Genomic DNA, 21,485 nt, shown 5'->3' with positions numbered 1-21,485 from the left:
GCCCGTCTATACTGGGCACAATCCCGTTGCCGAACCCGGTCAAGATGCATCGAATCCTGCTCCTTTTGCTCGCCCTCTCCCTCCCGTCCCTCACGATGGCGGCCACCCGCTTCACCCTGATCACAGGGGAAACCCAACAGGATGTCCGCATGAATTATTACCGGGCGGCGATGCGGCTGGCGCTGGAGAAAACACGGCCCGATTACGGCGACTATGAACTGCTCGATGCCATCAGGATGAACAAGGCGAGGATGCGGCTCGAAGTGCAAACGCCGGGCAAGAATGCCCTCTTCATCGTCGACAGCTGGCCCCAGGAGATCCCTCAACCCGGTGTCAGCCTGGTCCCCTTCCCCATCGATCTGGGCGTTCTCGGCTACCGGGTCTGTTTTGTCGGCAGCGCCCGTGCCCGGGCACTTGCCGGGGTTCACACCCTGTCCCAGTTGCAGCAGTTCACGCAAGGGGTGGGCACAGGCTGGCGGGATGCCGACATCCTGCGCTACAACGGCTTCAGGGTGCAGGAGGTGGATAACTATGAGTCACTGTTTCGCCTGGTGGCCCGTGGCCGGATCGATCTCTTCTGCCGTGGTGCCAACGAGATATTGAGCGAGTGGAAAAACCACAGACCCGGCCTGCCGGGGCTGACCGTGGATAGCCATGTCGCCCTCTTCTATCCGCTCATCCACTCCCTCTATAGCCACGCCACCTACAGCAAGGAGCGCGAGCGCCTTTTGCGCGGCCTGCAACTGGCCTGGAAAGATGGCTCCCTGCAGCGCCTCTGGCGCCATCATTTCCAGCCTTCCCTGGTCTTTGCCCGGCTCGATTCACGCCAGATCTTCCGGCTGACCAACCCGCAGTTGCCCGACGAGAGCACCGACTACCGCGCCTATCTCTATGACCCGATGAGGGATGACTTTGGCATCGCTCCCTGACTGGCTCGCCGGTTCTCCCCTGTCAGGCAGGCTCCCCTTGCGCACTCTCTGCCTGGCGCTGCTGCTCTGGTTGCTGCCGACCTGCGTCATGGCCGCCCCCGGCAGCATTCGTGCCTGCATGGAGAACAGCGATTCGCCTCCCTGGTTGCTGATGTCCGGCGAGGGGATAGTGCAGTTCCACCTCAAGGAGGTGGCAAACCGGATCGGGCATCCCATCATTCTCACCCCCCTTCCCTGGAAACGCTGCCTCTCCCTCGTCAGCCAGGGCCAGCTCGATGCCGCCGTCAAGCTGAGCTACAGCGAAGAGCGTGCTCGCACCATAGGGGTCTATCCCATGCGACACGGAGCACCTGATCCCGCCAAGCGCCTGCTCACCGAGAGCTACAGCCTCTACCAGCCAAAAGGCGGACAGGTTCGCTGGGATGGCCGGCAGCTCGTCGCCCATGGCGTCATTGCGGCGCAGTCCGGTTTCTCCATCGTCGCCCAACTGCGGGAGAGCGGTATCAGGGTGGATGACTCCAGCAGGGAGCCACTGATCCTGCTCAAGAAGGTCGCGATGCAGCGCGCCGTTGCCGCCGCCCTGCAAACCGGGGTCGCAGAACGGACCCTGGCCGCCCACCCGCAGTTGCAGGCCACACTCGAGCGGATCACCCCTCCCCTGGTCGAAAAACCCTACTACCTCATCTTCTCCCACCCCTTCCATCAGGCCCACCCCGATCTCAGCCAACAGGTGTGGGACGAGATTGAGGAGGTGCGACACTCCGCAGCCTATGCCCGCTTCGTCACAGGCATGGCGTCACAGGGGACCCCCTAACCCCAGACCCGCCCCTCAGCCCTGTTCGCGGCACAGGGAAAGCCAGGCCTCGGCGGTGCGGGAGAGGTAGCGATCCCCTGGCCAGATCACCCCGAGCCGCCAGCTCAGCGCCGGGGCCAGAGGGCGCAACACCAGGCCGTCCGGCGTCAGCCGCCGGCAGATGGGCTCCGGCAGGAAGGCGACCCCCATGCCGCTTCGCACCATGGCGGTGAGAAAGTCCCACTGGCTGCTGCGGGCCGCCACCTGGGGCACGAACCCGGCTTGCTCGCAGGCTTGCTCCAGCCGCTCGCTCAGGGTGAAGGCCTGGGTATAGAGCAGGAAGGGTTCGTCCCGCAGAGCCTCCAGCCGGATCTCGCCACCCTCGCGCCAGCGGGGCAGGTCCGGTAGCACCACCCGGATGGGGTAACTGTCCAGATCCAGGGCGCAGAGGGCCCCCTCTTCCCTAGTCGGCAGCATGGTGATGGCGAGATCCAGCTCCCCCGCCAGCACCGCCTGCTCGATGCGCCGCCCGCCATATTCGACGATGGAGAGCTCCACGCCGGGGTAGCGGCTGCGATAGGTACGGATGAGATCCGCATAGACATGGCCCACCATGGGCGGGATGCCGAGGGCAAGACGCCCGGATTGCAGGCTCTGCAGATCCGCCAGCTCCGCCTCCAGCTGCTGCATCTCCGCCAGGATGGTCTGGGCCCGATTGAACAGCACCTGGCCGCTGTCGGTCAGGGTGAAGCGGCGACCGACCCGGCTCAGCAGGGGCTGGCCCAGCTCCTCTTCCATGTTGCGGATCATTTTGCTGATGGTGGGCTGGGTGACGAACAGCTTCTCGGAGGCGCGGGTGAAGCTCTGCTCCCGCACCAGCTCGACGAAGTAACGCAGGGCTCGAATATCCATGGTGCTCTCTTGACGGGGATGGCTGGCTAAATCATGCCTCTTTGGCATGATTTTGATAATTTAAATTCATTTTTTGCAGGTTTGGTCCCTCTCTATACTGTGAGCAGGTTCACAGAAAGACGCTTGCCATGAAAACCCTCTGCCTTCGCTGGTTGCAAACCCCCTTCCAAATCGCCCTGCTGGCGGCCATCTGGTTGCTGGCCGACATCGCAGTGCGCACCTTGCACCTGCCCCTGCCCGCCAACCTCACCGGCATGTTGCTGCTGCTGGTCTGCATCCTGCTCGGGGTGGTCAAGGCCCAGTGGTTCAGTGCCGGGGCCCGCTGGCTGCTGGCGGAGATGCTGCTCTTCTTCGTCCCCGCCGTGGTGGCCGTGGTCAACTATCAGGAGCTGCTGCTGCAGGAGGGGTGGCGCATCATGGTGGTCCTGATCGTCAGCACCGTGCTGGTGCTCGGCACCACGGCGCTGGTGGTGGACAGGGTCTATCGCCTCGAGCTTAAGCTGGCCCGCCGGAGTCGCCGCCATGTCTGATACCCTGCTCGGCCTGCTCTGCTTCGCCCTGACCCTGCTCTTCTACTACGCCAGCAAGTGGCTCTATGGCAAAAAGCGCATCCTGCCCCTGATGCCGCTGCTGCTGGCCCCCACCCTGCTGGTGGCCGTGGTGATGCTGTTCCACATTCCCTACCGGGACTACATGGCCGAATCCCACTGGCTGCTCTGGCTGCTGGGCCCTGCCACCGTCGCCTTCGCGGTGCCCGTCTACGAGAATCGCCAGCTGATGCGCCGCCACTGGCTCTCCCTCTCGGTCGGGGTCGTGGCGTCCGTGGTGATGGCGGTGGGCAGCACAGTGCTGCTGGCCCGCTGGCTCAACCTCTCCGAGCTGTTGCAGCGCAGCATGGCCATGAGATCCATCACCACCCCCTTCGCGGTGGAGGCGACCCGTTCCGTGGGTGGCAACGCCGATCTCACCGCCCTGTTCGTGGTGCTGACCGGCGTCATCGGCATGGCGGTGGGAGAAAGCGTGCTCACCGTGCTCGCCATCCGCAGCCGCCTCGGCAAAGGCGCGGGCTTTGGTGCCTCGGCCCACGGCGCCGGGACAGCCAGGGCCTATCAGATGGGCAACGAGGAGGGGGTGGTCTCCAGCATGGTGATGATGATCGCCGGCATGGCCACCGTGCTGCTCGCCCCCCTCCTGGGCCGGCTGTTCTGGTAACTCCGCCACCCGATAACAGAAGAGGCGCCCTGGGGCGCCTCTTCTCATTGCATCGTGTCACGCAGCCTCAGAGGCTGGAGCAGATCTGCCAGAGATCGTACTGGATGGCGGCGGCCGTCACTTCCCGGCCCGCTCCCGGCCCCTGGATCACCAGGGGGTTGGTGCGATAGCTGTCGCTCTCGATGGCGAACACGTTGTCGCAGGGCAAGAGGTTGGCAAACGGGTGATGGGGCTCCAGCGCCTCCAGCCCGACGCGGGCCTTGCCGTCGTGCTCGAAGCGGGCGACATAACGCAGCACCTTGCCGACCCGGCGCGCCCCCTCGAAGGCGGTCTGGATAGGGTCATCCAGCTCCTTGAGCCTGTCCATGAACTGATCCGCACTCACCTTGCGCAGGACCACCGGCACCAGGTTCTCCAGCTCGATGTCGGCGGAGTCGAGTTCGAAGCCCGCCTCCCGCGCCAGGATAAGCAGCTTGCGGCGCACATCCTGACCGGAGAGATCCTCCCGGGGATCCGGCTCGGTCAGGCCGTGTTGCCACGCCTCGTCCACCAGTTCGGAGAAGGGGCGAGTGCCATCATACTGCTGGAACAGCCAGGAGAGGGTGCCGGAGAAGATGCCGGAAACCCCCTGGATGCGGTCACCGCTCTGACGCAGCATCTGGATGCTGGACTGGATGGGCAGCCCGGCCCCCACGGTGGCGTTGTAGCGCCACTGCACCTGATGGTCGCGGCAGGTCTGCTTGATGCGCTGGTAAAACTCGCTGTCGGCGGCACCGGCAAACTTGTTGGCGGCGATAATGTGGATGCCGAGCTGGGCAAAGTCCGGGTAGTAGCGGCTCACCGTCTCGCTGGCGGTCATGTCGAGCGCGATCAGGGAGTCAAAACTGTGCTGCTCCAGCTGGGAGAGCAGCTCCGGCCAGATGAGCGGCTTGGGATTGAAGTTGTCCTGTACCTTGAGGGGATCCAGCCCCTCTTCGTCCAGCAGCCCGCCCTTGGAGTCGAAGACCCCGTAGAGGGTGAGCGCCAGATTGAGCTCATGCTCGAGGCGCGCCTTCTCGCGGGCGTAGAGCCCCAGCCAGTGACCACCGATATTGCCTTTGCCGAACACCACCAGCCCGACCCGGGTCGGGCGGCTGAACAGGGCACTGTGCAGAGCGATGAGCAGCGGCTCCAGCACGATCTGGCGCAGCACGGCCACCAGGCTCAGGCCGTCTTTGGCCACCTGCACGAACTCCAGAGGCTGATCCGCCAACAGCTGGTAGAAACGGTGGCACTGCTCGGCATTGTCGGTGACGCCGGCCCCCACCAGGGCGACCAGGCTGAACCCCTCCTTCTGGATGAGGCCGGTAAAGTTGCCCTGCAACTGGAAGTCACGGAGCACCTCGAAGGCCCCTTGTGCCACCTCCAGGGTGTAGGCCAGACGCAGGACCCGCCGATCCGGCTGGCGCTGCAGGGTGAGCGGATGGAGGCGATGGCGGGCCAGATGGGCCTCGATGGCCGCCACTGTCTGCTCAAAGTCAGTCTGCGGCAGCACCTTGAGCTCGATGAGGGCTATCTGATCCACCGAGGAGACGATGCGGGCACCGCCGGAGCGGGGTGCACGGCGCAGGATGTGGGTGCAGCCTTCGTCCGGATTGTAGCTGCAGCGCAGGGTGAGGCGCTGACGGCTGTCGGCCACCGGCTGCAGGGTACGCGAATGCAGCACCGAGGAGCCCAGGCGCGCCAGCTCGTTGGCCTCGGCCAGGCTCAGGCGCTCCAGCAGACGCGCCTCTTTCACCCGGCGCGGGTCGGCACTGTAGACCCCGGCCACGTCGCTCCAGATGGTGGTGGACTCGCCGTCCGCCAGCGCCGCCAGGAGGCTGGCACTGTAGTCGGAGCCGTTGCGCCCGAGCAGCAGGGAACGCCCCTCCATGTCGGCGGCGATGAAGCCGGTCACCACGATGCGACCGGCGTGCTCCGCCAGGCGGGCCTTGAGCAGCTCGCTGGAGAGGGCGGTATCCACCTTGATGAGGGCGCCGTCTTCTGCGCGCAGGAAGCTGCGAGCATCGAGCCAGGCGGCCGCCTCACCCCGGCTGGTGAGCAGGGCAGCCAGCAGGCGGGCGGACCACACCTCGCCAAAGGCGAGCAGGCCGTTGCGCTCGAAGCGGTCAAACTGCCCCTCCAGGGTCTTGGCGATCAGCTGCATGTCGTCCGTCAGTTGCTGACTCAGATCGAGGTGAAGCTCCCCTTCCAGCAGGCCGTCGATCAGGCTCTGCTGATAGGCGTGCAGGGCGGTGATGGCTTCGCCTGCGGCCTCATCCCCCGCTTCCGCCAGCTCCACCAGCTGGATCAGCCGGTTGGTGGTCTTGCCCGCGGCGGAGACCACCACCAGCTCGTTGCCCCCCACCTGTTGCTCGACGATGCTGGCGACCCGGCGATAACAGACCGGATCCGCCAGGCTGCTGCCGCCGAACTTGTGTACATGGCGCCGCTTGAAGACTGCCTCTGTTGCCACCACACACTCTCCTTGTTGTTGTTCCATTACTTCACCTGCTCTGCCTGTTGTGCCAACTGCGCCTGTTCAAACCCCTGGGCCAGATCGGCCACCAGATCCTCACCGTGTTCGATCCCCACCGACAGGCGCAGCAACTGGGCACTGATACCCGCCGCCTGCAGGGCCGCCGGGGTCATGGCCCTGTGGGTCATGCTGGCCGGGTGGGCCACCAGACTCTCCACCCCGCCGAGGGACTCCGCCACCGAGAAGAGGCGCAGTCCCGCGAGGAAGGCGCGCAGCCCCGTCTCGTTGCAATCGAGCTCAAAACTTAGCATGGCGCCAAAGCCGGACTGTTGACGGCGCGCAATGTCATGGCCCGGATGGCTCGGCAGGCTGGGGTGATAGATCCGCTTGACCAGCGGCTGCTGCTGCAAGAAGGCGAGGATGCGATCCGTGTTCTCCTGATGGGTGCGCAGGCGCGGAGCCAGGGTGCGCAGGCCCCGCAGGGTGAGGTAGGAGTCAAAGGCACCGGAGGTGAGCCCCAGGCAGTTGGCCCACCACACCAGGGAGTCGGCCAGAGCCTGATCCTTGGCGATCGCCACACCCCCTACCACGTCGGAGTGGCCGTTGATGTACTTGGTGGTGGAGTGGACCACCACGTCGGCACCAAGGGCCAGGGGCTGTTGCAGCAAGGGGGAGAGGAAGGTGTTGTCCACCACCACCTGGGCCCCCACCCCGTGGGAGGCCTCGGCGATGGCGGCGATGTCCACCACCCGCAGCAGCGGGTTGGAGGGGGTCTCCACCCACACCAGTGCGGGTTTCTGGGCCAGCGCGGCGGCCAACGCCACCTCGTCTCCCTGATCCACGAACTGCACCTGGTAGTGGCCCTTGGCCGCCAGATACTCGAACAGACGCCAGGTACCGCCGTAGCAGTCGTGGGGGGCGATCAGCAGATCCCCCGCCTTGAGCAGAGCCGTGGTCACCAGATGAACGGCCCCCATGCCGGTGCCGGTCACCACGGCGCCGGCCCCCCCTTCCAGGGCCGCCAGGGCGTCCGCCAGATTGGTGCGGGTCGGGTTGCCGGAGCGGGCATAGTCGTATTGACGGGGCTCGCCAAAGTCGGCAAAGGTGTAGTTGCTGGAGAGGTAGATGGGGGGCACCACGGCACCGTGCTGCGTGTCTGTCTCAATCCCGGTGCGTACCGCCAGGGTGGCCTTGTGGGTCATGTCACTCTCCTTGATGGGTTGCCGGAGCCGGTCCGCCTCGTGGGTCGTCCAGCCCCGCTCTCATTTTCGCTGGCCGGACTGCCGGCCCATGGTGCACCACACTACGCCACCTTAAAAAAGCCGTCAACACTTCTAGACGTCTAAATGGCTTTGCTGTTGGATTGCCATTGAATTCCTTAAGGGTTAAAATCCGCGCTCACGGCCAAACGACTACAGGTGGAACATGGGTACAGAGTGGAACGGCGACTACGTCAGCCCCTATGCAGAGCACGGCAAGAAGAGCGAACAGGTCAAGAAGATAACCGTCTCGATCCCGCTCAAGGTGCTGAAGGTGTTGACCGATGAGCGCACCCGTCGCCAGGTGAACAACCTGCGTCATGCGACCAACAGCGAGCTGCTCTGCGAAGCCTTCCTGCACGCCTTCACCGGCCAGCCGCTGCCCTGTGACGACGATCTGCGCAAGGATCATCCGGACAGCGTCCCCGCCGAGGCCCGCGCCATCATGGAAGCCCTTGGCAAAGAGATCGAAGACTTCGACGCCGAGTAATGCGGCTGCCCATGGCAAACGATGCATCCCTTTCAATGACGCGGCCCGGTGCCGCGTCATGCTTATCTGCCGCCTCCCCCTTCAGCCTGCGTCACTACCAGAGCGACATGCAGAGCCACAGTCATGACCACGCCCAGCTGGTGATCCCCCTCGTCGGCCCCCTCGAGATCGAGGTGCAGGGTCGGGGATGTCGCCTCGCCCCCGGTTTTGCCTGCATCATCGCCCCTGGCCTTCGCCACGACTACGCCGCCGACCCGGCGCACGTGTTTCTGGTGCAGGAGAGCCACTGGCTGCCGGCCGCCCTGGGGGACCACCCCTTCGTCGAGCTGGATGAGGCTCAGCGCCACTACCTCGCCTTCCTGCACCGCATGGTGGCCGAGGGGCGCCACGTGGCCGGCATGGATCAGGTGTGGCTCGGGCTGCTGACCGAGGGACGCGGCATGGGCCCCGCCGTCGCTCCCCGCATAGCCCCTCGTATCGCCAAGGTGCAGCGTCATATGGAAGCCCACCTCGCAGACCCCCTCACCAACGAGGAACTCGCCGCCATCGCCTGCCTCGGCCTGAGCCAGTTCAAACACGCCTTTCGCCAGCAGGTGGGCACGAGCGTCTCCCACTACCTCAGGATGCGGCGCATGGCACTGGCCCGCACCCTGCTCGCCCGCACCCGGCTGCCCGTCGGCGAAGTGGCCAGCCGCTGCGGCTACCAGAACCAGGGGGCCTTTGCCGAGCGTTTCCTGGCCGAGACCGGACTGACCCCTTCCCTCTGGCGCCAGCAAAACGGCCGCCTGCCGTAATCAGTCGGCTCTTTGCCGAAGACAATCCCCGGGCATTCGAGGCATGCTGAGGCTCATGCAAGGTATGGGCAACGAGGAGCCAAGATGCAGACCATAAGCTGGCAGGATTTCGAGATGGTGGAGCTCAGGGTGGGCACCCTGGTGCGGGTCGAGCCCTTCCCCGAGGCGCGCCGCCCCGCCTACAAGGTGTGGGCGGATTTCGGCCCCGAGCTCGGGGTGCGCAAGAGCAGCGCCCAGATCACCGACCTCTATCGACCGGAGGATCTGGTGGGCCGCCAGATCGTCGCCGTGGTGAACTTTCCCCCCAAGCAGATAGGCCCCATGCAGTCGGAGTTTCTGCTGACCGGCTTCTATCGCCCGGATGGCGCCGTGGTGATCGCCATCCCCGAGCAGACGGTGGAGAACGGCGCCAAGCTGGGGTGAGACGACAGCAAGGCAACCAGAGAGCAGAAACAAGAGAGGCGACCCCCGGGGTCGCCTCTCTTGTTTGATGCTGACGGCCTGGCTTATTTCAGCAGGCTGAACAGCAGGGCCGAGACCGCCAGGGCACCGGTCAGCAGGATGAAGCCGTTGACCCAACGGTGACGGAAACGGGCCAGCGCCTCCACCTTGTAGATGGCCACCACCGGCATGATGAAGAGGATCATGGCGATGACGGGGCCGGAGAGGGTCTCCATCAACCCCAGAATGCCCGGGTTGATGATGGCGGCGCCCCAGATGGCGAAGAACATCAGGGCGATGCCGAGCTTGTCCGCCTTCGCCAGCGGCAGGCCGGTGGGCTTGGCGATCAGGCTTTTCAGGCTCTCGCGGGCACCGAGGAAGTGGCCGAGGAAGGAGGAGCTGATGGCGATGAAGGCGATGAGCGGCCCCAGGGTCACGATCACCGGGTTGTCGGTGATGTTGGCGAGATAGGAGAGCACGGAGACGTTCTGGGCCTTGGCCTCGGCCAGCTGGGCCGTGGAGAGGCTCAGCACGCAGGAGAAGACGAAGAAGAGCACGAAGCCCACCAGCATGACGGTGGTGTTGCGCAGGATCAGGCCGCTCTTGGTTTCGGCCTGCTCCCCGTATTCCCGGCGCTGCACGTTGGCAAAGCCCGAGATGGCGGCGGCGTGGCTGAAGGCGAACACGGTGACCGGCAACGCCAGCCAGACGGTGTTGAGGAAGCTCGAGCCTTCAAAGGCGGTCACTTCCGGCCACTGCCACTGGGGAATGAGGTAGCAGGAGAGGGCCAGCAGGATCGCAGCCAGCGGGTAGACCATGACGGCGAAGGCCCGCAGCATCGCCTTCTCGCCTGCCAGCATCACGGCGATCATGGCGAACACCAGCACGCCGGAGAGCATCACCCGATCCGGGGAGGCCAGGCCGAGCTGGTTGACCATGAAGCTCTCCACCGTGTTGGTCAGCCCGACGCCGTAGATGAGCAGGATCGGGAAGATGGAGAGGAAATAGAGCGCCGAGATGAGGCGCCCGGCCATCTTGCCGAAATGCTCCTCGGCCACCTCGGTGAAGTCGGCCTGGGGGCGCGACGACGAGAGCACGAAACGCGCCAGCCCGCGGTGGGCCAGGAAGGTCATGGGACCGGCCAGCACGGCGACGATGACGAGGGGCCAGATCCCCCCCAGACCCAGGTTGATGGGCAGGAACAGAATGCCGGCGCCGACGGCGGTGCCGAACAGGCTGATGACCCAGTGGGTGTCGTGGCGACGCCAGCCGGTGCTGGCCATGGTGGAGGGGGAACCGGACAGCTCCCGTGAGACGTCTGCAGATAAACTCATCGATAAATCACTTCTACGTAGTATTAAAATCTAAAAATATTGTGCTCCTTTAGCATTTAATTCTCAAAAAGGGAGGCTGGCAGATCTCACTGGCAAAGCCCTGTTCCACCAGTGAGATTGGGAGGAAATTTCACCCCGGATTATTCAATTAATCCTGACATTAACCAAAAGTTAGGAATATAAAACCAAAATCAAAATCGACGTCGATTTTTTGTTTCGATGAAATGCATGTTTTCAGAATTTACTGAAATTTATGCCAGTGCAGCCAGATTGGATGTGATGATCCACTGCCGTTATCGCCATCACTAGCGAATCTCCCTGAAATCCCCGCAACCAGCCAGTGGATCACACCAATGCAATCAGGCGACCCTGTGGTCGCCTGATTGCATTCCCTGCGAGCTGGTCGACCCGTCAGTGGGCCAGAATGCGACCCCAGGCGAGATCCGGGTCCCCCATCACGATGAAGTCCGGGTTCTCCAGCGACTCGGTCTCGTTGTAGCTCAGCGGTTGCAGCGCCAGGCTGAGGATGCGCCCCCCTGCCGCCTCCACGATGCACTGGGCGGCGGCGGTATCCCACTCCCCGGTGGGGCCCAGGCGCACGTAGCAATCCGCCACGCCTTCCGCCACCAGGCAGGACTTGAGGGAGCTGGAGCCGAGCGGGATCAGCTCGTAGTGGATGGCCGGGTTGAGGCGACGGGTCAGGTTCTCCAGTTTCTGGCGGCGGCTGATGGCCACCACCAGGGAGTCAGGCTGATCGTGTTCATGATGGATGGCGCTGATGGGACGGCTCTCGCCGTTCGCCTCCTTGAAGGCGCCGTGACCACGCACCGCCCAGTAGAGCAGATCGGATTCGGGGGCGTAGATGACCCCGAGCACCGGGACATTGTCCCGCACCAGGGCGATCAGGGTGGCAAAGTCGCCACTGCCTGCGATGAACTCGCCAGTGCCGTCCAGCGGGTCCACCAGCCAGTACTGGCGCCAGTTCGCACGCTGGCTGAAGGGGATGTCGGCCGCCTCTTCGGTCAGCACGGGGACATGGGGAGTGAGCGCTGCCAGCGCCTGTTTGAGGTAGGCATCGGCAGCAAGATCGGCACTGGTGACCGGGGTCGCATCCTCCTTCAACTGGCGTTCGAACTGACCGCCGCGATAGATCTCGTGAAGGATCCTGCCCGCCTCACGAGCGATCTCCTTGACCTCGGGTATCCAGGCCAACAACTCCTGCATGGTGCTTACCTCTGCCTCTGATTGCCAAACAGACCCTCTGCGGGCTAATTTCCCTGCTCCGCCAGCCATTTGCTGGCCAGCAGCAGGGCACTGATGCTGCGAGACTCGGTGAAGTCCGGTCGCGCCAGCAACTCGTCGATCCGGTTGATGGGCCAGGGGATCACCTCGAGAGACTCGGGCTCGTCACCGACCCGCTGCTCGGGGTAGAGATCCCGCGCCAGCAAGATGTCCATCCGGCTGGAGAAATACCCCGGCGCCAGCGACACCTGCTTGAGCAGGGTCAGGCTGCTCGCCCCGAAGCCCGCCTCCTCCATCAGCTCCCGGTTGCCCGCCTCGAAGGCATTTTCACCGGGGTCTATCAATCCCTTGGGGAAACCCAGCTCGTAGGAGTGGGTGCCCGCCGCGTACTCGCGCACCAGCAGCAGGGTGTGGGCATCGAACAGGGGCACCACCATGACGGCCCCCCGGTTGCCGCCGCGCATCCGCTCGTAGACCCGCTCCTCGCCGTTGGAGAATTTCAGGTGAAGGGACTCCACCTTGAACAGCCGGCTCTCGGCCACGATCTCGGCCTTGAGGATCTCCGGCTTGCTCTTGTCATGGGCCATGGTCTCGACACTGAGGTGGACGGGATTGCGCTTGTGGGGATCGCTCATCGGGGGCTGACTGCTCGTTAAAAAATCGTGTTTCAAGAGTAAACGACTCCCCTGCCGAACACCACGGGGCAAAGAGGGGAAAGATGCCTGAAAAATCCGTTATAATGCGCCCCGTTTTTCCCATCACCACAGACATCGCGAGGCCCCATGTCGACTCCCCTGCCCTGGCACCAGATTGATACCGTGTTGCTCGACATGGATGGCACCCTGATCGATCTCCATTTTGACAGCCACCTGTGGCAAACCCTGGTGCCAGCGCGCTACGCCGAGCGACTCGGCCTGCCGCTGGCCGAGGCGAAGGCGCAGATAGACACCCACTATCATGCGGTCAACGGCACCCTCGACTGGTACTGCGTGGATTACTGGACCCGGACGCTCGGGCTCGACATCCGCGCCCTCAAACAGGAGATCCTGGAGAAGATCCAGTGGCGCCCCAACGTCATTCCCTTCCTGGCCGCACTCAAGGCCGCCGGCAAGCAGGTGGTACTCTTCACCAATGCCCATCCCGCCAGTCTGTCGGTGAAGGATGCACGCCTCGGCCTCGCCCAGCACCTCGATCTGATGGTGAGCACCCATGAGCTCGGGTGGTCGAAGGAGAGCCAGCACTGCTGGCAGGCACTGGCCGAGCGGCTGGCGTTCGACCCGGCCCGCACCCTCTTCGTGGATGACAGCGAGCGGATCCTGGCCGCCTCGGCCGAGTTCGGCATCGCCCACCAGCTCGGCATCCGTCACCCCGACAGCCAGATGCCGCCGCTCACCTTCCAGCACTTCCCGGCGCTCGACGACTACGCCGACCTGCTCCCTCTCGGCGCCTGACACGCACAAGGCCCTCTTCACGAGGGCCTTGTCACATCAGCTCAACAGCCTGCCGAGCGCATACCGTTCATGAAAGCCCTCAGGCCGCATCGCGCGGGGCCAGCACCCCCATGCCGGCCAGGTAGTCGAGGGCGCTTGGGGTGAAGCCGACCTCCGTGAGGTGCGCCGCCGTGAAAGGGGCTGCATGCAGAGGCAGGCCGCGGCTCACCCGTTCCATCCAGTCCGGATTGCCAAGGGCCGCCGTGCCCACCGCCACCAGATCGGCGCCGCCGGCCAGAGCCCGCTCCGCCGAATCTGCGTCGCGAATCTTGCCCGCCACCATGAGCGGCACCCGCCCGGCCAACCCGACCCTTACCGCCTCCAGCAGGGCGCCGCCGTCGGGATCCCCCGCCACCGCCTTGAAGCTGTCCCCCATGGAGAAGTGCAGGTAGTCGAGCCCCTCGTTCGCCAGCAGGCGCGCCACCGCCAGCTGATGGGCCAGTTCGATGCCCTGGATATGGGCATAGCTCTCGGGGGAAAGACGCACCCCGACCAGGAAACCCCGGGGTAGACGGGCGCGAATGCCGCGCACTATCTCCACCAGGATCCGCGCCCGGTTCGCGAGGCTGCCCCCCCAGCGGTCGGTGCGCCGGTTGTGCAGGGGGTTGAGGAAGTTGCAGAGCAGGAAGTTATGGGCTGCGTGCAGCTCGACCCCGTGCAGGCCGGCGCCATGGGCCCGCTCGGCAGCGATCACAAAGGCGTCAATGAGCGTCAGAATCTCCTCCTCGCTCAGCCCCTTGACCCCGAGGGGGTAACGCCCGCCCGGCGCCAGCGCGCACGGGCCGACCGGCACCCCGTCGTTCAGCTCGGGCAGAGCCCGCATCCCGCCGTGATGCAGTTGCACCACCGCCAGCGCCCCGGCCTGCCGCGCACTGTCGGCCAGGGCCGTGAAGGCCTGCTGCTGGGCGTCCGTCATCAGGGCAGGCTGCCCCGCCCAGCAGCGTCCGCCGGGCTGCACCTGGGTGGCGGCGGCGATGAGCAGGCCGAAGCCGCCACGGGCGCAGCGCGCCAGCCAGTCGAGCTCGGCCTGGCCGGGATCACCACCTGCGCCGCTCATGTTGTGGGTCAAAGGGGCCAGCACGGCCCGGTTCTTGAGCCGCAATCCGGCTCGCTCGAAGTGGAAGCTGTCGCCCAGTGTCTTGTTCATCGTCCTCTCCCGGGATCGCAATGGCATGCGGCCACTATAAACCCGGGCCACCAGGATATAATCAGGCACACAAGCAAGACATTCATTCCCAGCAAGACACAATAGGCCACCCCTCATGAGTCATCACAAGCTCGACACCCTCTACCTGATGCGCCTGCTGGTCGCCATCGTCCGCTGTGGCTCCTTCGCCGCAGCGGCGGCCCGCCTCGGCATCACCCCGAGCAAGGCGTCAAAGGATCTGCGCCACCTGGAGCAGAGCCTCGGCAGCGTGCTCCTGAGTCGCACCACCCGCCGGGTGCAACTGACCGACGCAGGAGAGCTCGCCTACCGCCAGGCCGACCAGATGATCGCCCTGCACGAGCAGTTGCTGGACGGCCTGCAGCGCCGCCGCTCGGCACTGTGCGGGGAGCTGCGCATCACGGCGCCGGATCTCTGGGGAGAAGTGGTGCTGACTCCGGTGCTGCTGCGCTTTCGCGCCGACCACCCGGAGGTGCGGATCATCGCCGACTTCAGCAATACCCCGGCCGACCTGCTGCGCGACAACCTGCACGTGGCGTTTCGCAGCACCGAGCTCGGCACCCAGCCCTACCTGGCGCGCCCCATCGCGGTGGACGATCTGGTGCTCTGCGCCAGCGCCGACTACCTGGACCGCCACCCGCCCCTCACCACACCGCAGGATCTGCACCAGCACAGTCTCATCACCCGCAGCCAGGAGTACGGCCGCCACGAGTGCTGGCCCCTGCTTGCCCAGGGGCGCGAGATCCCTCTCGAGGTAGCGGGCGAACTGGCCTTCAGCAGCAAGAAGGCGATTCACCAGGGGATGCGCCAGGGACTGGGGATAGCCCGCCTGCCGCGCTACCTGGTGGCGGCCGAGCTGGCCGAGGGGGTGGTGCGCGAAGTGCTGCCGGACTATCGCCCCAAGGGGGCCCATTTCTACGCCCTCTATACCCAGCGCCGGGCCGAGTCGGCCCTGGTCGGCCACTTCCTCGACTACGTCATCGAGGCGCTCACCCCTTCATGAGTAGATCACCAGGTGGTACTGCTTCTTGCCCCGGCGCAGCAGCAGGTAGCGGCCGAACAGCCGATCGTCGGCGGTGAGCGGCTCATCCCGGCGGATCGCACCGTTGACGCTGACGGCTCCCGCCGCCAGCAGCTCGCGGGCGATCCGCTTCGAGTTGGCTAGGCCGCACTCCACCAGCAGGGTCACCAGATCCGTTTCCCCCTCGATGCAGCTGCTTGGCATGCCATCTTGCGCCAGCTGGGCCAGATCGCTCTCCCCAAGGCGCGCTACCTCGCCACTGAACAACGATTCGCTGATGCGCTGCGCCGCCGCCAGCGCCCCCTTGCCGTGTACCAGTTCGGTCAGCTCGTCCGCCAGCACCTGTTGGGCCAGCTTGCGCCCCTGCCGCTTCGCATCCTCCGCTTCCAGCGCCTCAATCTCGGCCAGCGGCATAAAGCTGTAGTAGCGCAGGAATCGGTAGACATCCTCGTCTGCGGTACCGAGCCAGAACTGGTAGAAGGCGTAAGGGGAGGTGAGCGCCGGGTCGAGCCAGACGGCGCCCCCCTCGGTCTTGCCGAACTTGGTGCCATCGGCCTTGGTGATGAGCGGCAGCGTCATGCCATAGACCTGGGCCTGATGCAGCCGCCTAGTGAGGTCCATGCCGCTGGTGATGTTGCCCCACTGGTCGTTGCCGCCGATCTGCAGGGTGCAGCCGAGGCGTTGGTTGAGCACGGCGAAGTCCTGGGATTGCAGCAGGGTGTAGGAGAACTCGGTGAACGAGATGCCCTGATCCGGGCGGGCCAGGCGCTGGCGCACCGATTCGCGGGCCAGCATGGCGTTGACCGAGAAGTGCTTGCCGATGTCCCGCAGAAAATCGAGGGCGGACATCTGCCCCATCCAGTCGGCGTTGTTGACCAGCAGCGACGCCGCCAGCCCGTCGCTCGCTGGCAGCAGCGCTTTTATCTGGGCCGACAGGCTGGCGACCCAGCCCTGCACCGTCTCGGCGCTGTTGAGGGGGCGCTCGCTTGCCTTGAAGCTGGGATCGCCGATAAGACCGGTGGCCCCGCCCACCAGAGCCACCGGGGTGTGGCCCGCCAGCTGGAAGCGGCGCAGCATCAGCAGTGGCACCAGGTGGCCGATGTGCAGGCTGCCAGCGGTAGGATCGAAGCCGCAGTAGACGGTGCGCGGGGTGGCAAGATGGTCGGCCAGCGCCACCGGGTCGGAATTCTGGGCCACCAGGCCGCGCTGGGTCAGCTCATCGAGCAGGTGAGGATTTGTCATGGGGGGCTCCAACAGCAAGAGAAAGAGGGCCATCCTCGCCGCTTGCGGTGCTGGCAGATATGTCCCCCAGGGGACAGTTTTGCCACTCCCGTGCTAGCATCCTGCCATCGTGGGGAAACCATTCCCTGACCCGGAGCCCATCGCCATGCCCCCGTCTCCTGCCACGGATACCCTGAGCCTGACCGCCGCCGTCGATGCCCTGCACGGCAGCGGCTTCCCGGCAGCCCTGGTGCGCCTCATCCAGCAACAGGTGGCATTCGACTGTGCCCTGCTGCTCGGGGTGGGGCTGCGCCCCGTCTACCTCTACGACAACCTGCATCATCAGCGGGCCCTATTGTTCGACCGCTACCTCACCCGCCACTTCAGTCAGGATCCCTTCATGCAGGCGCTGGAGCAGGGGCTGGGTGCCGGGGTCTGGACCCTGGCGCAGGTGTCGCGGGGGCGGCTCGACCCCGAGTATCGCCACCACTTCTATCAGGCCACCGGCTGGCAGGAGGAGGTGGGGCTGATCCTGCCGGTGCGCGGCGGCCTCACCCTGATGCTGTTTCTGGGCCGCCTCGACAAGCGCAGCTCCCTCAGCCGTGACGAGCTGGCCAGGCTGGAGGTACTGTTCCCGCTGGTCCACTCCCTGTGTCGCCAGCACTGGCGGGAAGAGACACCCCGCCTGGCCCGCAGCCCGGCCAGGTCAGATGGCACTGACCTCAAGGGGGCGGTGGAGCAGGCTATCGCCAGTGTGGGGGGAGACCAGCTAACCCGGCGGGAGCGCCAGGTGGCGGGTTTGCTGTTGCAGGGGCTGGATACCGAGGCCATTGCCGATGCACTCGGCATCGGCAGCGGCACGGTGAAGAATCACCGCAAGCACCTCTACGCCAAGTTGAACCTGCACTCCCGGGCCGAGCTGTTCAGCTTCTTCCTCAATCACCTCATCACGGCGCCAGCCGGCGCGCCCCCATAACGACACCACCCCGCCGGGGCGGGGTGGTTCAAACCATGGGCAACGCCGTCAGATGCGGCCCTGATAACGCAGTGGGAAGCGCCCCTGCCCATCGGGCTGGCCGAGGAAGGGGAGCCCCTGTTTCATCTGGTCCGGCAGCTCGGGACCCGGTTTCAGAGTGCCCTGGAACAGGTACTGGCGATTGGCCTGCAACTCCAGCTTGCCCAGCACCTGCACCGCCTCAGAGCCCTGCTTGATCTCGGCCACCAGCCGGGAGTCGAGACAGGTGAGCGTGATCTCGGGATCCCCCAGGGCCAGCTTGCCCGCCGGGGTGTCCGCCTGTGCATCATACCAGTGAAGATCCCCGTAAAGGTTGTCGCACCAGGGGTTGCCCTGGGCAAACTGGTCGATCTTGAGCTGCAACTGACCCGTCGCCGTCAGCGGGAAGGGGGGTCTCATCGGCACCCGATCCAGCACCCAGGGGGCCGGCGCATTCAGGGTGATGTCGCGCCCGAAAGCGGCACCGTTCCAACCCAGGATCCCCTGCCCGTTGAGCCCGCTGCGCTCGCCAAAGCGCACCGACACCTCGGGCGCCAGCCGCAGCAGGGACCAGCCATCGAGATCCCAGCGCAACTGGGTGAGGGACTCGCTGGCATATTGCACCCGGGCGGCCTGACCGCTCCAGAGGGTGCCGCTCACCCCCTCCAGCCGCACCAGATTGGGGGGCAGCGGCAGATGGCGCACCACCAGGGATGCTGGCAACTGGGCCAGCAGGAAACCGAGATAGGCCAGCAGGAAGAGACTGGCGATCACTATTTTTCGCTTCATTGGGAACGACTCAACTGCAAACGTCTGACCTTGACCAGCCCGGGGGCCAGCCCCTCGCGGGCCAGCTCGATGATCTGCACCTGGACGCCGTATTGATCCGAGAGGGTCGCAAGCCAGATCAGCAGATCATCGAACGGCACTGTGTCTATCCATACCTGCAGCTCCTGACCCTGGGGCTGCAAGCGAGCAATCTTGATCTTCTGGTTGAAGGCGGTGCGGTTCACCACACCGTCCAGGGTACCGCCGGTATCGACCTGGCGCCCCTGTCCCCCCTGCATCGCCAGCACCTCCTGCCCTTTCTCCTTGAGCCAGGCCAGGGTCTGCTGCTGGTTCACCACCTGCCGCTCGCGCTCGGCAATGCGATTTGCAACCGGCTGCCAGATCGCCCAGTAGAAGAGCCCGATGAGCAACACGCTGCCCCCCACCGCCACCAGCCGCTGCTCGCGGGCACTGATACCGCGCCACCAGCTCTGCAGTTTGTCCATCATGACGACCTCCCCTTGAGCACCAGCGCCCCTTCGACCTTGCCTTCGGTGCTTCGCACCTCACCCTGCTGCACCTCGAAGCGCTTGCCCGCCAGCTCGCGGAAACGCTCGATCTCGGTGAAGCCGGGGGCCGTCACCTGCAACCTCAGCTCGCCCCGGGCTGCATCGAAGCGCAGCACCTCGGGCTTGAGGCCGGGCACCTCGGCAAACACCGGGGCCAGCTCGGTCAGGAGCAACAGGACGCCATCCTGGGGAGCCTGCCCCAACTGCTGGAGGTGCTGGGTCATCTGGCTGCGCACGTTGACGATGCGCGTCTCCCCCGGGAAGATCCGGGTGTAGACCTGCCGGATCTCCGCCTTGAGGGCCTTGTCCTGTTCCGCCAGCTGGTGCAGATGCACACCGCGCTGTACCAGGGCCACCAGCAACAATACGCCTGCCAGCACCGCCACCTTGCGCCACTGCAACCAGTAGCGGGCGTATTCGGTCTGGGGACGATAGGGCCCCTGCAGCAGGTTGGCCTGGCAGGTCAGCGCCCCTTTCGCCAGCAACAGCATGGGCAGTTCCGGGTCAGCCCCCTGCCAGTTGCCCGCCGCCATGGCGGGGATGGGAGTATGGCAGTGCAGGGTGACGGGTTCGGTCTGCGCTGCCAGCAGCATGGCCAGCAGGGATTCCTCCGCCACTATGCCCTGACGGGGGCCCTGGCGGACCAGCCACTCCTCCCCCAGCTGCAGGGCTGACCAGCCATCGGCGACGAGCGGCAGTGCCAGCACGTCGGGCAGCAGGTGCAGGGTCTTGAGCCCTGCCTGCTCCAGCCAGCCGAGCCAGGAGTGCATCTTCCCCTTGTCCACCGCCATCAGATCCACCTCGCGGCCCTGATGGCCGAGCACCACCAGGTGCAGATCGTCCACGTCTGAGGCGATCTGCTCCTCCAGCAGATAGGGCAGGGCCGCCGCACTCTGGCGGCTGTATTTGCCCGGCAGATTGACCCGCCGGAAGATAAGATCGCTGCCGGGCACCAGGGTCACCACGGGGCGACCACCGGCACGCTCCTGCAGCTCGCCGAGGGCGTGCGCCGAGGCCAGGATGCCGGAGGCGATGATCTCCTGCTCCTGCGCCGACCAGACCAGCCAGTGCACTGGCTGCTGCGCATTGGTCCCCAGACGGATGACCAGACTCTCGCTCACTAATGTCTCTCCTGCCATGCCCGCTCCTCCCTCAGGGGGGCGGGCGCACAGCCATGGGTTGCAGTCCAATCGGGGGATGCGCTGGCCAGCTGAAACCGCCCCACGCCCCCTTGTTATTCGGCGCCGCCGCTCAGGCGACGCAGCATCACCAGCTTGTTGTCCTTGCCACGCTGGAAGACGGTCTCAAGCCTGGCGCGGGTCTCCCCCACCTCCGCCAGCAGGCGGGCCTCGAAGAAGCTGCTCTTGATGTCCAGGGCGCCATCCAGCCCGGTGATGGCACCCGGCTGAACCTGCAACTGCTCCGTCATCTCCTGCTTGTTCTTCCACCCCTTCTTGGGGCGGCTGATCAGCACCCGCTTGGCATCATCCAGCCCGATCTTCCCCTGGTAGAGCCCCACCAGCAGGGCCGCCTGCTCCGGCCGGATGGTGTTGATGTTCACCACCAGCTTGTCATTGGGCAGGGAGCACACATAGGGGGCCAACCGGGCGTACAGGCTGGCGCTCACCCCGCGCACCGCCCGCAATTCGTCGGTGCCCAGCATCCGCTGGTTAGCCACCAGGTAGGGTGGATTGAGTCCCTCGTAGTAGGCATCCTCGGCCCCGTTGCTCGAGACCAGCTGGGTATCCTTGTCGGTCCAGTCGCGGATGGCGTCCGTCAGTTGCACCGCTTCGTAATCATCCACCTCGAGCTGGGCGAGCAGGGCCCGGAACACCTTGAACTGGTAAGGCTGGGCATCGAGATCGTCGCCGTTCTCCCCCTCCTTGAGGGGCACGCTCAGGCTGTTGAGGTTGAAGCAGGATTGCAGATCCCGCACCCGGCCCGAGAGAGTGCCATCCTCCACCGGGAAGACCCCGTCCTCCCGCGCCCAGTTCTGTCCCAGACTCACCCGATCCGGGTCATCCTTGAAGTCCTGGTTCAGCACCTTGATCACCAGGGCCTCCGCCGACATGGCATACCACCAGGCCTGCTTGCCCAGGGTGAGGTTGGCGGTGCGACGCAGCTCCAGTTGCAGGCGGCCGCTCATGTTGCTGGCGACGATCACCATCACCGCGAGGATGAGCAACACCACCAGCAGGGCCATGCCCCGCTGTCTGCCGGGGGCCAAAGGAGGGCGGGGGCGCTTAATTGCCATTGTCCGCCCTCTGGCCACCAGCACCGATCAGGAACTGGCGACGTCGAATAGTGCCGTCATCCTCCGTGACGGACAGGGGAAAACGACGATCAGTTACCAT

At 65.3% G+C, this 21,485-nt stretch carries 22 protein-coding genes; 10 read left to right on the top strand and 12 right to left on the bottom strand.

What is annotated here, in order from left to right:
* Positions 1-95 precede the first annotated feature (95 nt).
* Both ACVDHI_RS16980 and ACVDHI_RS16975 read left to right on the top strand, forming a co-directional pair.
* Positions 96-929, top strand: coding sequence for a hypothetical protein (locus tag ACVDHI_RS16980; RefSeq protein WP_080767875.1), 834 nt, complete (start codon positions 96-98; stop codon positions 927-929).
* Positions 913-1,743, top strand: coding sequence for a substrate-binding periplasmic protein (locus tag ACVDHI_RS16975; protein WP_447212309.1), 831 nt, complete (start codon positions 913-915; stop codon positions 1,741-1,743). The genes ACVDHI_RS16980 and ACVDHI_RS16975 overlap by 17 nt, the downstream gene beginning before the upstream one ends.
* Positions 1,744-1,758: 15 nt before the next feature.
* On the opposite strand, the gene ACVDHI_RS16970 is transcribed toward ACVDHI_RS16975, so the two are convergent.
* Positions 1,759-2,634 carry a LysR family transcriptional regulator gene (locus tag ACVDHI_RS16970; RefSeq protein ID WP_183148947.1) on the bottom strand — a complete coding sequence of 292 codons (876 nt, stop codon included), beginning with the start codon at positions 2,632-2,634 and terminating at the stop codon, positions 1,759-1,761.
* A gap of 128 nt (positions 2,635-2,762) precedes the next feature.
* Here ACVDHI_RS16970 and ACVDHI_RS16965 point away from each other — a divergent pair, with 128 nt between their 5' ends.
* Both ACVDHI_RS16965 and ACVDHI_RS16960 read left to right on the top strand, forming a co-directional pair.
* Entirely contained in the window at positions 2,763-3,164 is a 402-nt protein-coding gene (locus ACVDHI_RS16965; RefSeq protein WP_039040574.1) for a CidA/LrgA family protein, read from the top strand.
* Complete coding sequence (locus ACVDHI_RS16960; RefSeq protein ID WP_010675703.1) at positions 3,157-3,846, top strand: LrgB family protein; 690 nt, start codon at positions 3,157-3,159, stop codon at positions 3,844-3,846. Before ACVDHI_RS16965 ends, ACVDHI_RS16960 begins: the two co-directional genes overlap by 8 nt.
* 67 nt (positions 3,847-3,913) lie before the next feature.
* Here ACVDHI_RS16960 and ACVDHI_RS16955 read toward each other — a convergent pair whose 3' ends face one another.
* Positions 3,914-6,367, bottom strand: a complete 2,454-nt coding sequence (locus tag ACVDHI_RS16955) for a bifunctional aspartate kinase/homoserine dehydrogenase II (RefSeq protein ID WP_323940251.1) — start codon at positions 6,365-6,367, stop codon at positions 3,914-3,916.
* A complete protein-coding gene (metB, locus tag ACVDHI_RS16950; protein WP_323882287.1) occupies positions 6,367-7,545 on the bottom strand; it encodes a cystathionine gamma-synthase in 1,179 nt (392 codons plus the stop codon). The genes ACVDHI_RS16955 and metB overlap by 1 nt, the downstream gene beginning before the upstream one ends.
* A gap of 223 nt (positions 7,546-7,768) precedes the next feature.
* Here metB and metJ point away from each other — a divergent pair, with 223 nt between their 5' ends.
* The 3 genes from metJ to ACVDHI_RS16935 all read left to right on the top strand — a co-directional run bounded on the left by metJ (position 7,769) and on the right by ACVDHI_RS16935 (position 9,309).
* Positions 7,769-8,092, top strand: a complete 324-nt coding sequence (gene metJ, locus ACVDHI_RS16945; protein ID WP_005327165.1) for a met regulon transcriptional regulator MetJ — start codon at positions 7,769-7,771, stop codon at positions 8,090-8,092.
* A gap of 35 nt (positions 8,093-8,127) precedes the next feature.
* The gene (locus ACVDHI_RS16940) at positions 8,128-8,886 is read left to right on the top strand and encodes an AraC family transcriptional regulator (protein ID WP_182956743.1); all 759 of its coding nucleotides are present in this window, start codon (positions 8,128-8,130) and stop codon (positions 8,884-8,886) included.
* 84 nt (positions 8,887-8,970) lie between these two features.
* On the top strand, positions 8,971-9,309 hold the full coding sequence (locus ACVDHI_RS16935) for a tRNA-binding protein (protein WP_201922334.1): 339 nt from the start codon (positions 8,971-8,973) through the stop codon (positions 9,307-9,309).
* An 83-nt stretch (positions 9,310-9,392) separates the two neighbouring features.
* Here the strand turns inward: ACVDHI_RS16935 and ACVDHI_RS16930 are convergent, their stop codons facing one another.
* The 3 genes from ACVDHI_RS16930 to nudE form a co-directional block, all read right to left on the bottom strand.
* The gene (locus tag ACVDHI_RS16930) at positions 9,393-10,661 is read right to left on the bottom strand and encodes an aromatic amino acid transport family protein (RefSeq protein ID WP_447212308.1); all 1,269 of its coding nucleotides are present in this window, start codon (positions 10,659-10,661) and stop codon (positions 9,393-9,395) included.
* Positions 10,662-11,072: 411 nt separating this feature from the next.
* Complete coding sequence (cysQ, locus tag ACVDHI_RS16925; RefSeq protein ID WP_010675709.1) at positions 11,073-11,885, bottom strand: 3'(2'),5'-bisphosphate nucleotidase CysQ; 813 nt, start codon at positions 11,883-11,885, stop codon at positions 11,073-11,075.
* 44 nt (positions 11,886-11,929) lie between these two features.
* Positions 11,930-12,538: an ADP compounds hydrolase NudE gene (gene nudE / locus ACVDHI_RS16920; protein ID WP_447212307.1), complete on the bottom strand. Its 609-nt coding sequence runs from the start codon at positions 12,536-12,538 to the stop codon at positions 11,930-11,932.
* A 147-nt stretch (positions 12,539-12,685) separates the two neighbouring features.
* Here nudE and yrfG point away from each other — a divergent pair, with 147 nt between their 5' ends.
* Entirely contained in the window at positions 12,686-13,354 is a 669-nt protein-coding gene (gene yrfG / locus ACVDHI_RS16915) for a GMP/IMP nucleotidase (RefSeq protein WP_041211711.1), read from the top strand.
* A 79-nt stretch (positions 13,355-13,433) separates the two neighbouring features.
* Here yrfG and ACVDHI_RS16910 read toward each other — a convergent pair whose 3' ends face one another.
* On the bottom strand, positions 13,434-14,540 hold the full coding sequence (locus ACVDHI_RS16910) for an NADH:flavin oxidoreductase (RefSeq protein WP_447212306.1): 1,107 nt from the start codon (positions 14,538-14,540) through the stop codon (positions 13,434-13,436).
* 115 nt (positions 14,541-14,655) lie between these two features.
* Between ACVDHI_RS16910 and ACVDHI_RS16905 the strand changes: the two genes are divergently transcribed.
* Entirely contained in the window at positions 14,656-15,561 is a 906-nt protein-coding gene (locus ACVDHI_RS16905) for a LysR family transcriptional regulator (RefSeq protein WP_182935222.1), read from the top strand.
* Here ACVDHI_RS16905 and tyrS read toward each other — a convergent pair.
* Positions 15,556-16,821 carry a tyrosine--tRNA ligase gene (gene tyrS / locus ACVDHI_RS16900; RefSeq protein WP_301480884.1) on the bottom strand — a complete coding sequence of 422 codons (1,266 nt, stop codon included), beginning with the start codon at positions 16,819-16,821 and terminating at the stop codon, positions 15,556-15,558. The two genes, ACVDHI_RS16905 and tyrS, sit on opposite strands and share 6 nt — an antisense overlap.
* 145 nt (positions 16,822-16,966) lie before the next feature.
* On the opposite strand from tyrS, the gene ACVDHI_RS16895 reads away from it, so the two are divergent.
* The gene (locus tag ACVDHI_RS16895; protein ID WP_447212305.1) at positions 16,967-17,776 is read left to right on the top strand and encodes a helix-turn-helix transcriptional regulator; all 810 of its coding nucleotides are present in this window, start codon (positions 16,967-16,969) and stop codon (positions 17,774-17,776) included.
* Between the two features lie 48 nt (positions 17,777-17,824).
* Here the strand turns inward: ACVDHI_RS16895 and exeN are convergent, their stop codons facing one another.
* The 4 genes from exeN to exeK all read right to left on the bottom strand — a co-directional run bounded on the left by exeN (position 17,825) and on the right by exeK (position 21,385).
* Positions 17,825-18,583: a GspN family type II secretion system protein ExeN gene (gene exeN, locus ACVDHI_RS16890; RefSeq protein ID WP_447212304.1), complete on the bottom strand. Its 759-nt coding sequence runs from the start codon at positions 18,581-18,583 to the stop codon at positions 17,825-17,827.
* On the bottom strand, positions 18,580-19,071 hold the full coding sequence (gene exeM / locus ACVDHI_RS16885; protein WP_048208487.1) for a GspM family type II secretion system protein ExeM: 492 nt from the start codon (positions 19,069-19,071) through the stop codon (positions 18,580-18,582). Before exeM ends, exeN begins: the two co-directional genes overlap by 4 nt.
* Positions 19,068-20,252 carry a GspL family type II secretion system protein ExeL gene (gene exeL, locus ACVDHI_RS16880; RefSeq protein WP_081331954.1) on the bottom strand — a complete coding sequence of 395 codons (1,185 nt, stop codon included), beginning with the start codon at positions 20,250-20,252 and terminating at the stop codon, positions 19,068-19,070. The genes exeM and exeL overlap by 4 nt, the downstream gene beginning before the upstream one ends.
* A 113-nt stretch (positions 20,253-20,365) precedes the next feature.
* The gene (gene exeK, locus ACVDHI_RS16875) at positions 20,366-21,385 is read right to left on the bottom strand and encodes a GspK family T2SS minor pseudopilin variant ExeK (protein ID WP_447212303.1); all 1,020 of its coding nucleotides are present in this window, start codon (positions 21,383-21,385) and stop codon (positions 20,366-20,368) included.
* Positions 21,386-21,485: the final 100 nt, after the last annotated feature.

Source organism: Aeromonas sp. 25-248 (genome assembly GCF_053005425.1).
This window is presented reverse-complemented; position numbering and strand designations above follow the sequence as displayed.

Bases quoted from the DNA above. Each gene is read 5' to 3' on its own strand.
- ACVDHI_RS16980 (WP_080767875.1), top strand. From the start codon at position 96: ATGGCGGCCACCCGCTTCACCCTGATCACAGGGGAAACCCAACAGGAT.
- ACVDHI_RS16970 (WP_183148947.1), bottom strand. From the start codon at position 2,634: ATGGATATTCGAGCCCTGCGTTACTTCGTCGAGCTGGTGCGGGAGCAG.
- ACVDHI_RS16965 (WP_039040574.1), top strand. From the start codon at position 2,763: ATGAAAACCCTCTGCCTTCGCTGGTTGCAAACCCCCTTCCAAATCGCC.
- ACVDHI_RS16960 (WP_010675703.1), top strand. From the start codon at position 3,157: ATGTCTGATACCCTGCTCGGCCTGCTCTGCTTCGCCCTGACCCTGCTC.
- ACVDHI_RS16955 (WP_323940251.1), bottom strand. From the start codon at position 6,367: ATGGAACAACAACAAGGAGAGTGTGTGGTGGCAACAGAGGCAGTCTTC.
- metB (WP_323882287.1), bottom strand. From the start codon at position 7,545: ATGACCCACAAGGCCACCCTGGCGGTACGCACCGGGATTGAGACAGAC.
- metJ (WP_005327165.1), top strand. From the start codon at position 7,769: ATGGGTACAGAGTGGAACGGCGACTACGTCAGCCCCTATGCAGAGCAC.
- ACVDHI_RS16940 (WP_182956743.1), top strand. From the start codon at position 8,128: ATGACGCGGCCCGGTGCCGCGTCATGCTTATCTGCCGCCTCCCCCTTC.
- ACVDHI_RS16935 (WP_201922334.1), top strand. From the start codon at position 8,971: ATGCAGACCATAAGCTGGCAGGATTTCGAGATGGTGGAGCTCAGGGTG.
- ACVDHI_RS16930 (WP_447212308.1), bottom strand. From the start codon at position 10,661: ATGAGTTTATCTGCAGACGTCTCACGGGAGCTGTCCGGTTCCCCCTCC.
- cysQ (WP_010675709.1), bottom strand. From the start codon at position 11,885: ATGCAGGAGTTGTTGGCCTGGATACCCGAGGTCAAGGAGATCGCTCGT.
- nudE (WP_447212307.1), bottom strand. From the start codon at position 12,538: ATGAGCGATCCCCACAAGCGCAATCCCGTCCACCTCAGTGTCGAGACC.
- yrfG (WP_041211711.1), top strand. From the start codon at position 12,686: ATGTCGACTCCCCTGCCCTGGCACCAGATTGATACCGTGTTGCTCGAC.
- ACVDHI_RS16910 (WP_447212306.1), bottom strand. From the start codon at position 14,540: ATGAACAAGACACTGGGCGACAGCTTCCACTTCGAGCGAGCCGGATTG.
- ACVDHI_RS16905 (WP_182935222.1), top strand. From the start codon at position 14,656: ATGAGTCATCACAAGCTCGACACCCTCTACCTGATGCGCCTGCTGGTC.
- tyrS (WP_301480884.1), bottom strand. From the start codon at position 16,821: ATGACAAATCCTCACCTGCTCGATGAGCTGACCCAGCGCGGCCTGGTG.
- ACVDHI_RS16895 (WP_447212305.1), top strand. From the start codon at position 16,967: ATGCCCCCGTCTCCTGCCACGGATACCCTGAGCCTGACCGCCGCCGTC.
- exeN (WP_447212304.1), bottom strand. From the start codon at position 18,583: ATGAAGCGAAAAATAGTGATCGCCAGTCTCTTCCTGCTGGCCTATCTC.
- exeM (WP_048208487.1), bottom strand. From the start codon at position 19,071: ATGATGGACAAACTGCAGAGCTGGTGGCGCGGTATCAGTGCCCGCGAG.
- exeK (WP_447212303.1), bottom strand. From the start codon at position 21,385: ATGGCAATTAAGCGCCCCCGCCCTCCTTTGGCCCCCGGCAGACAGCGG.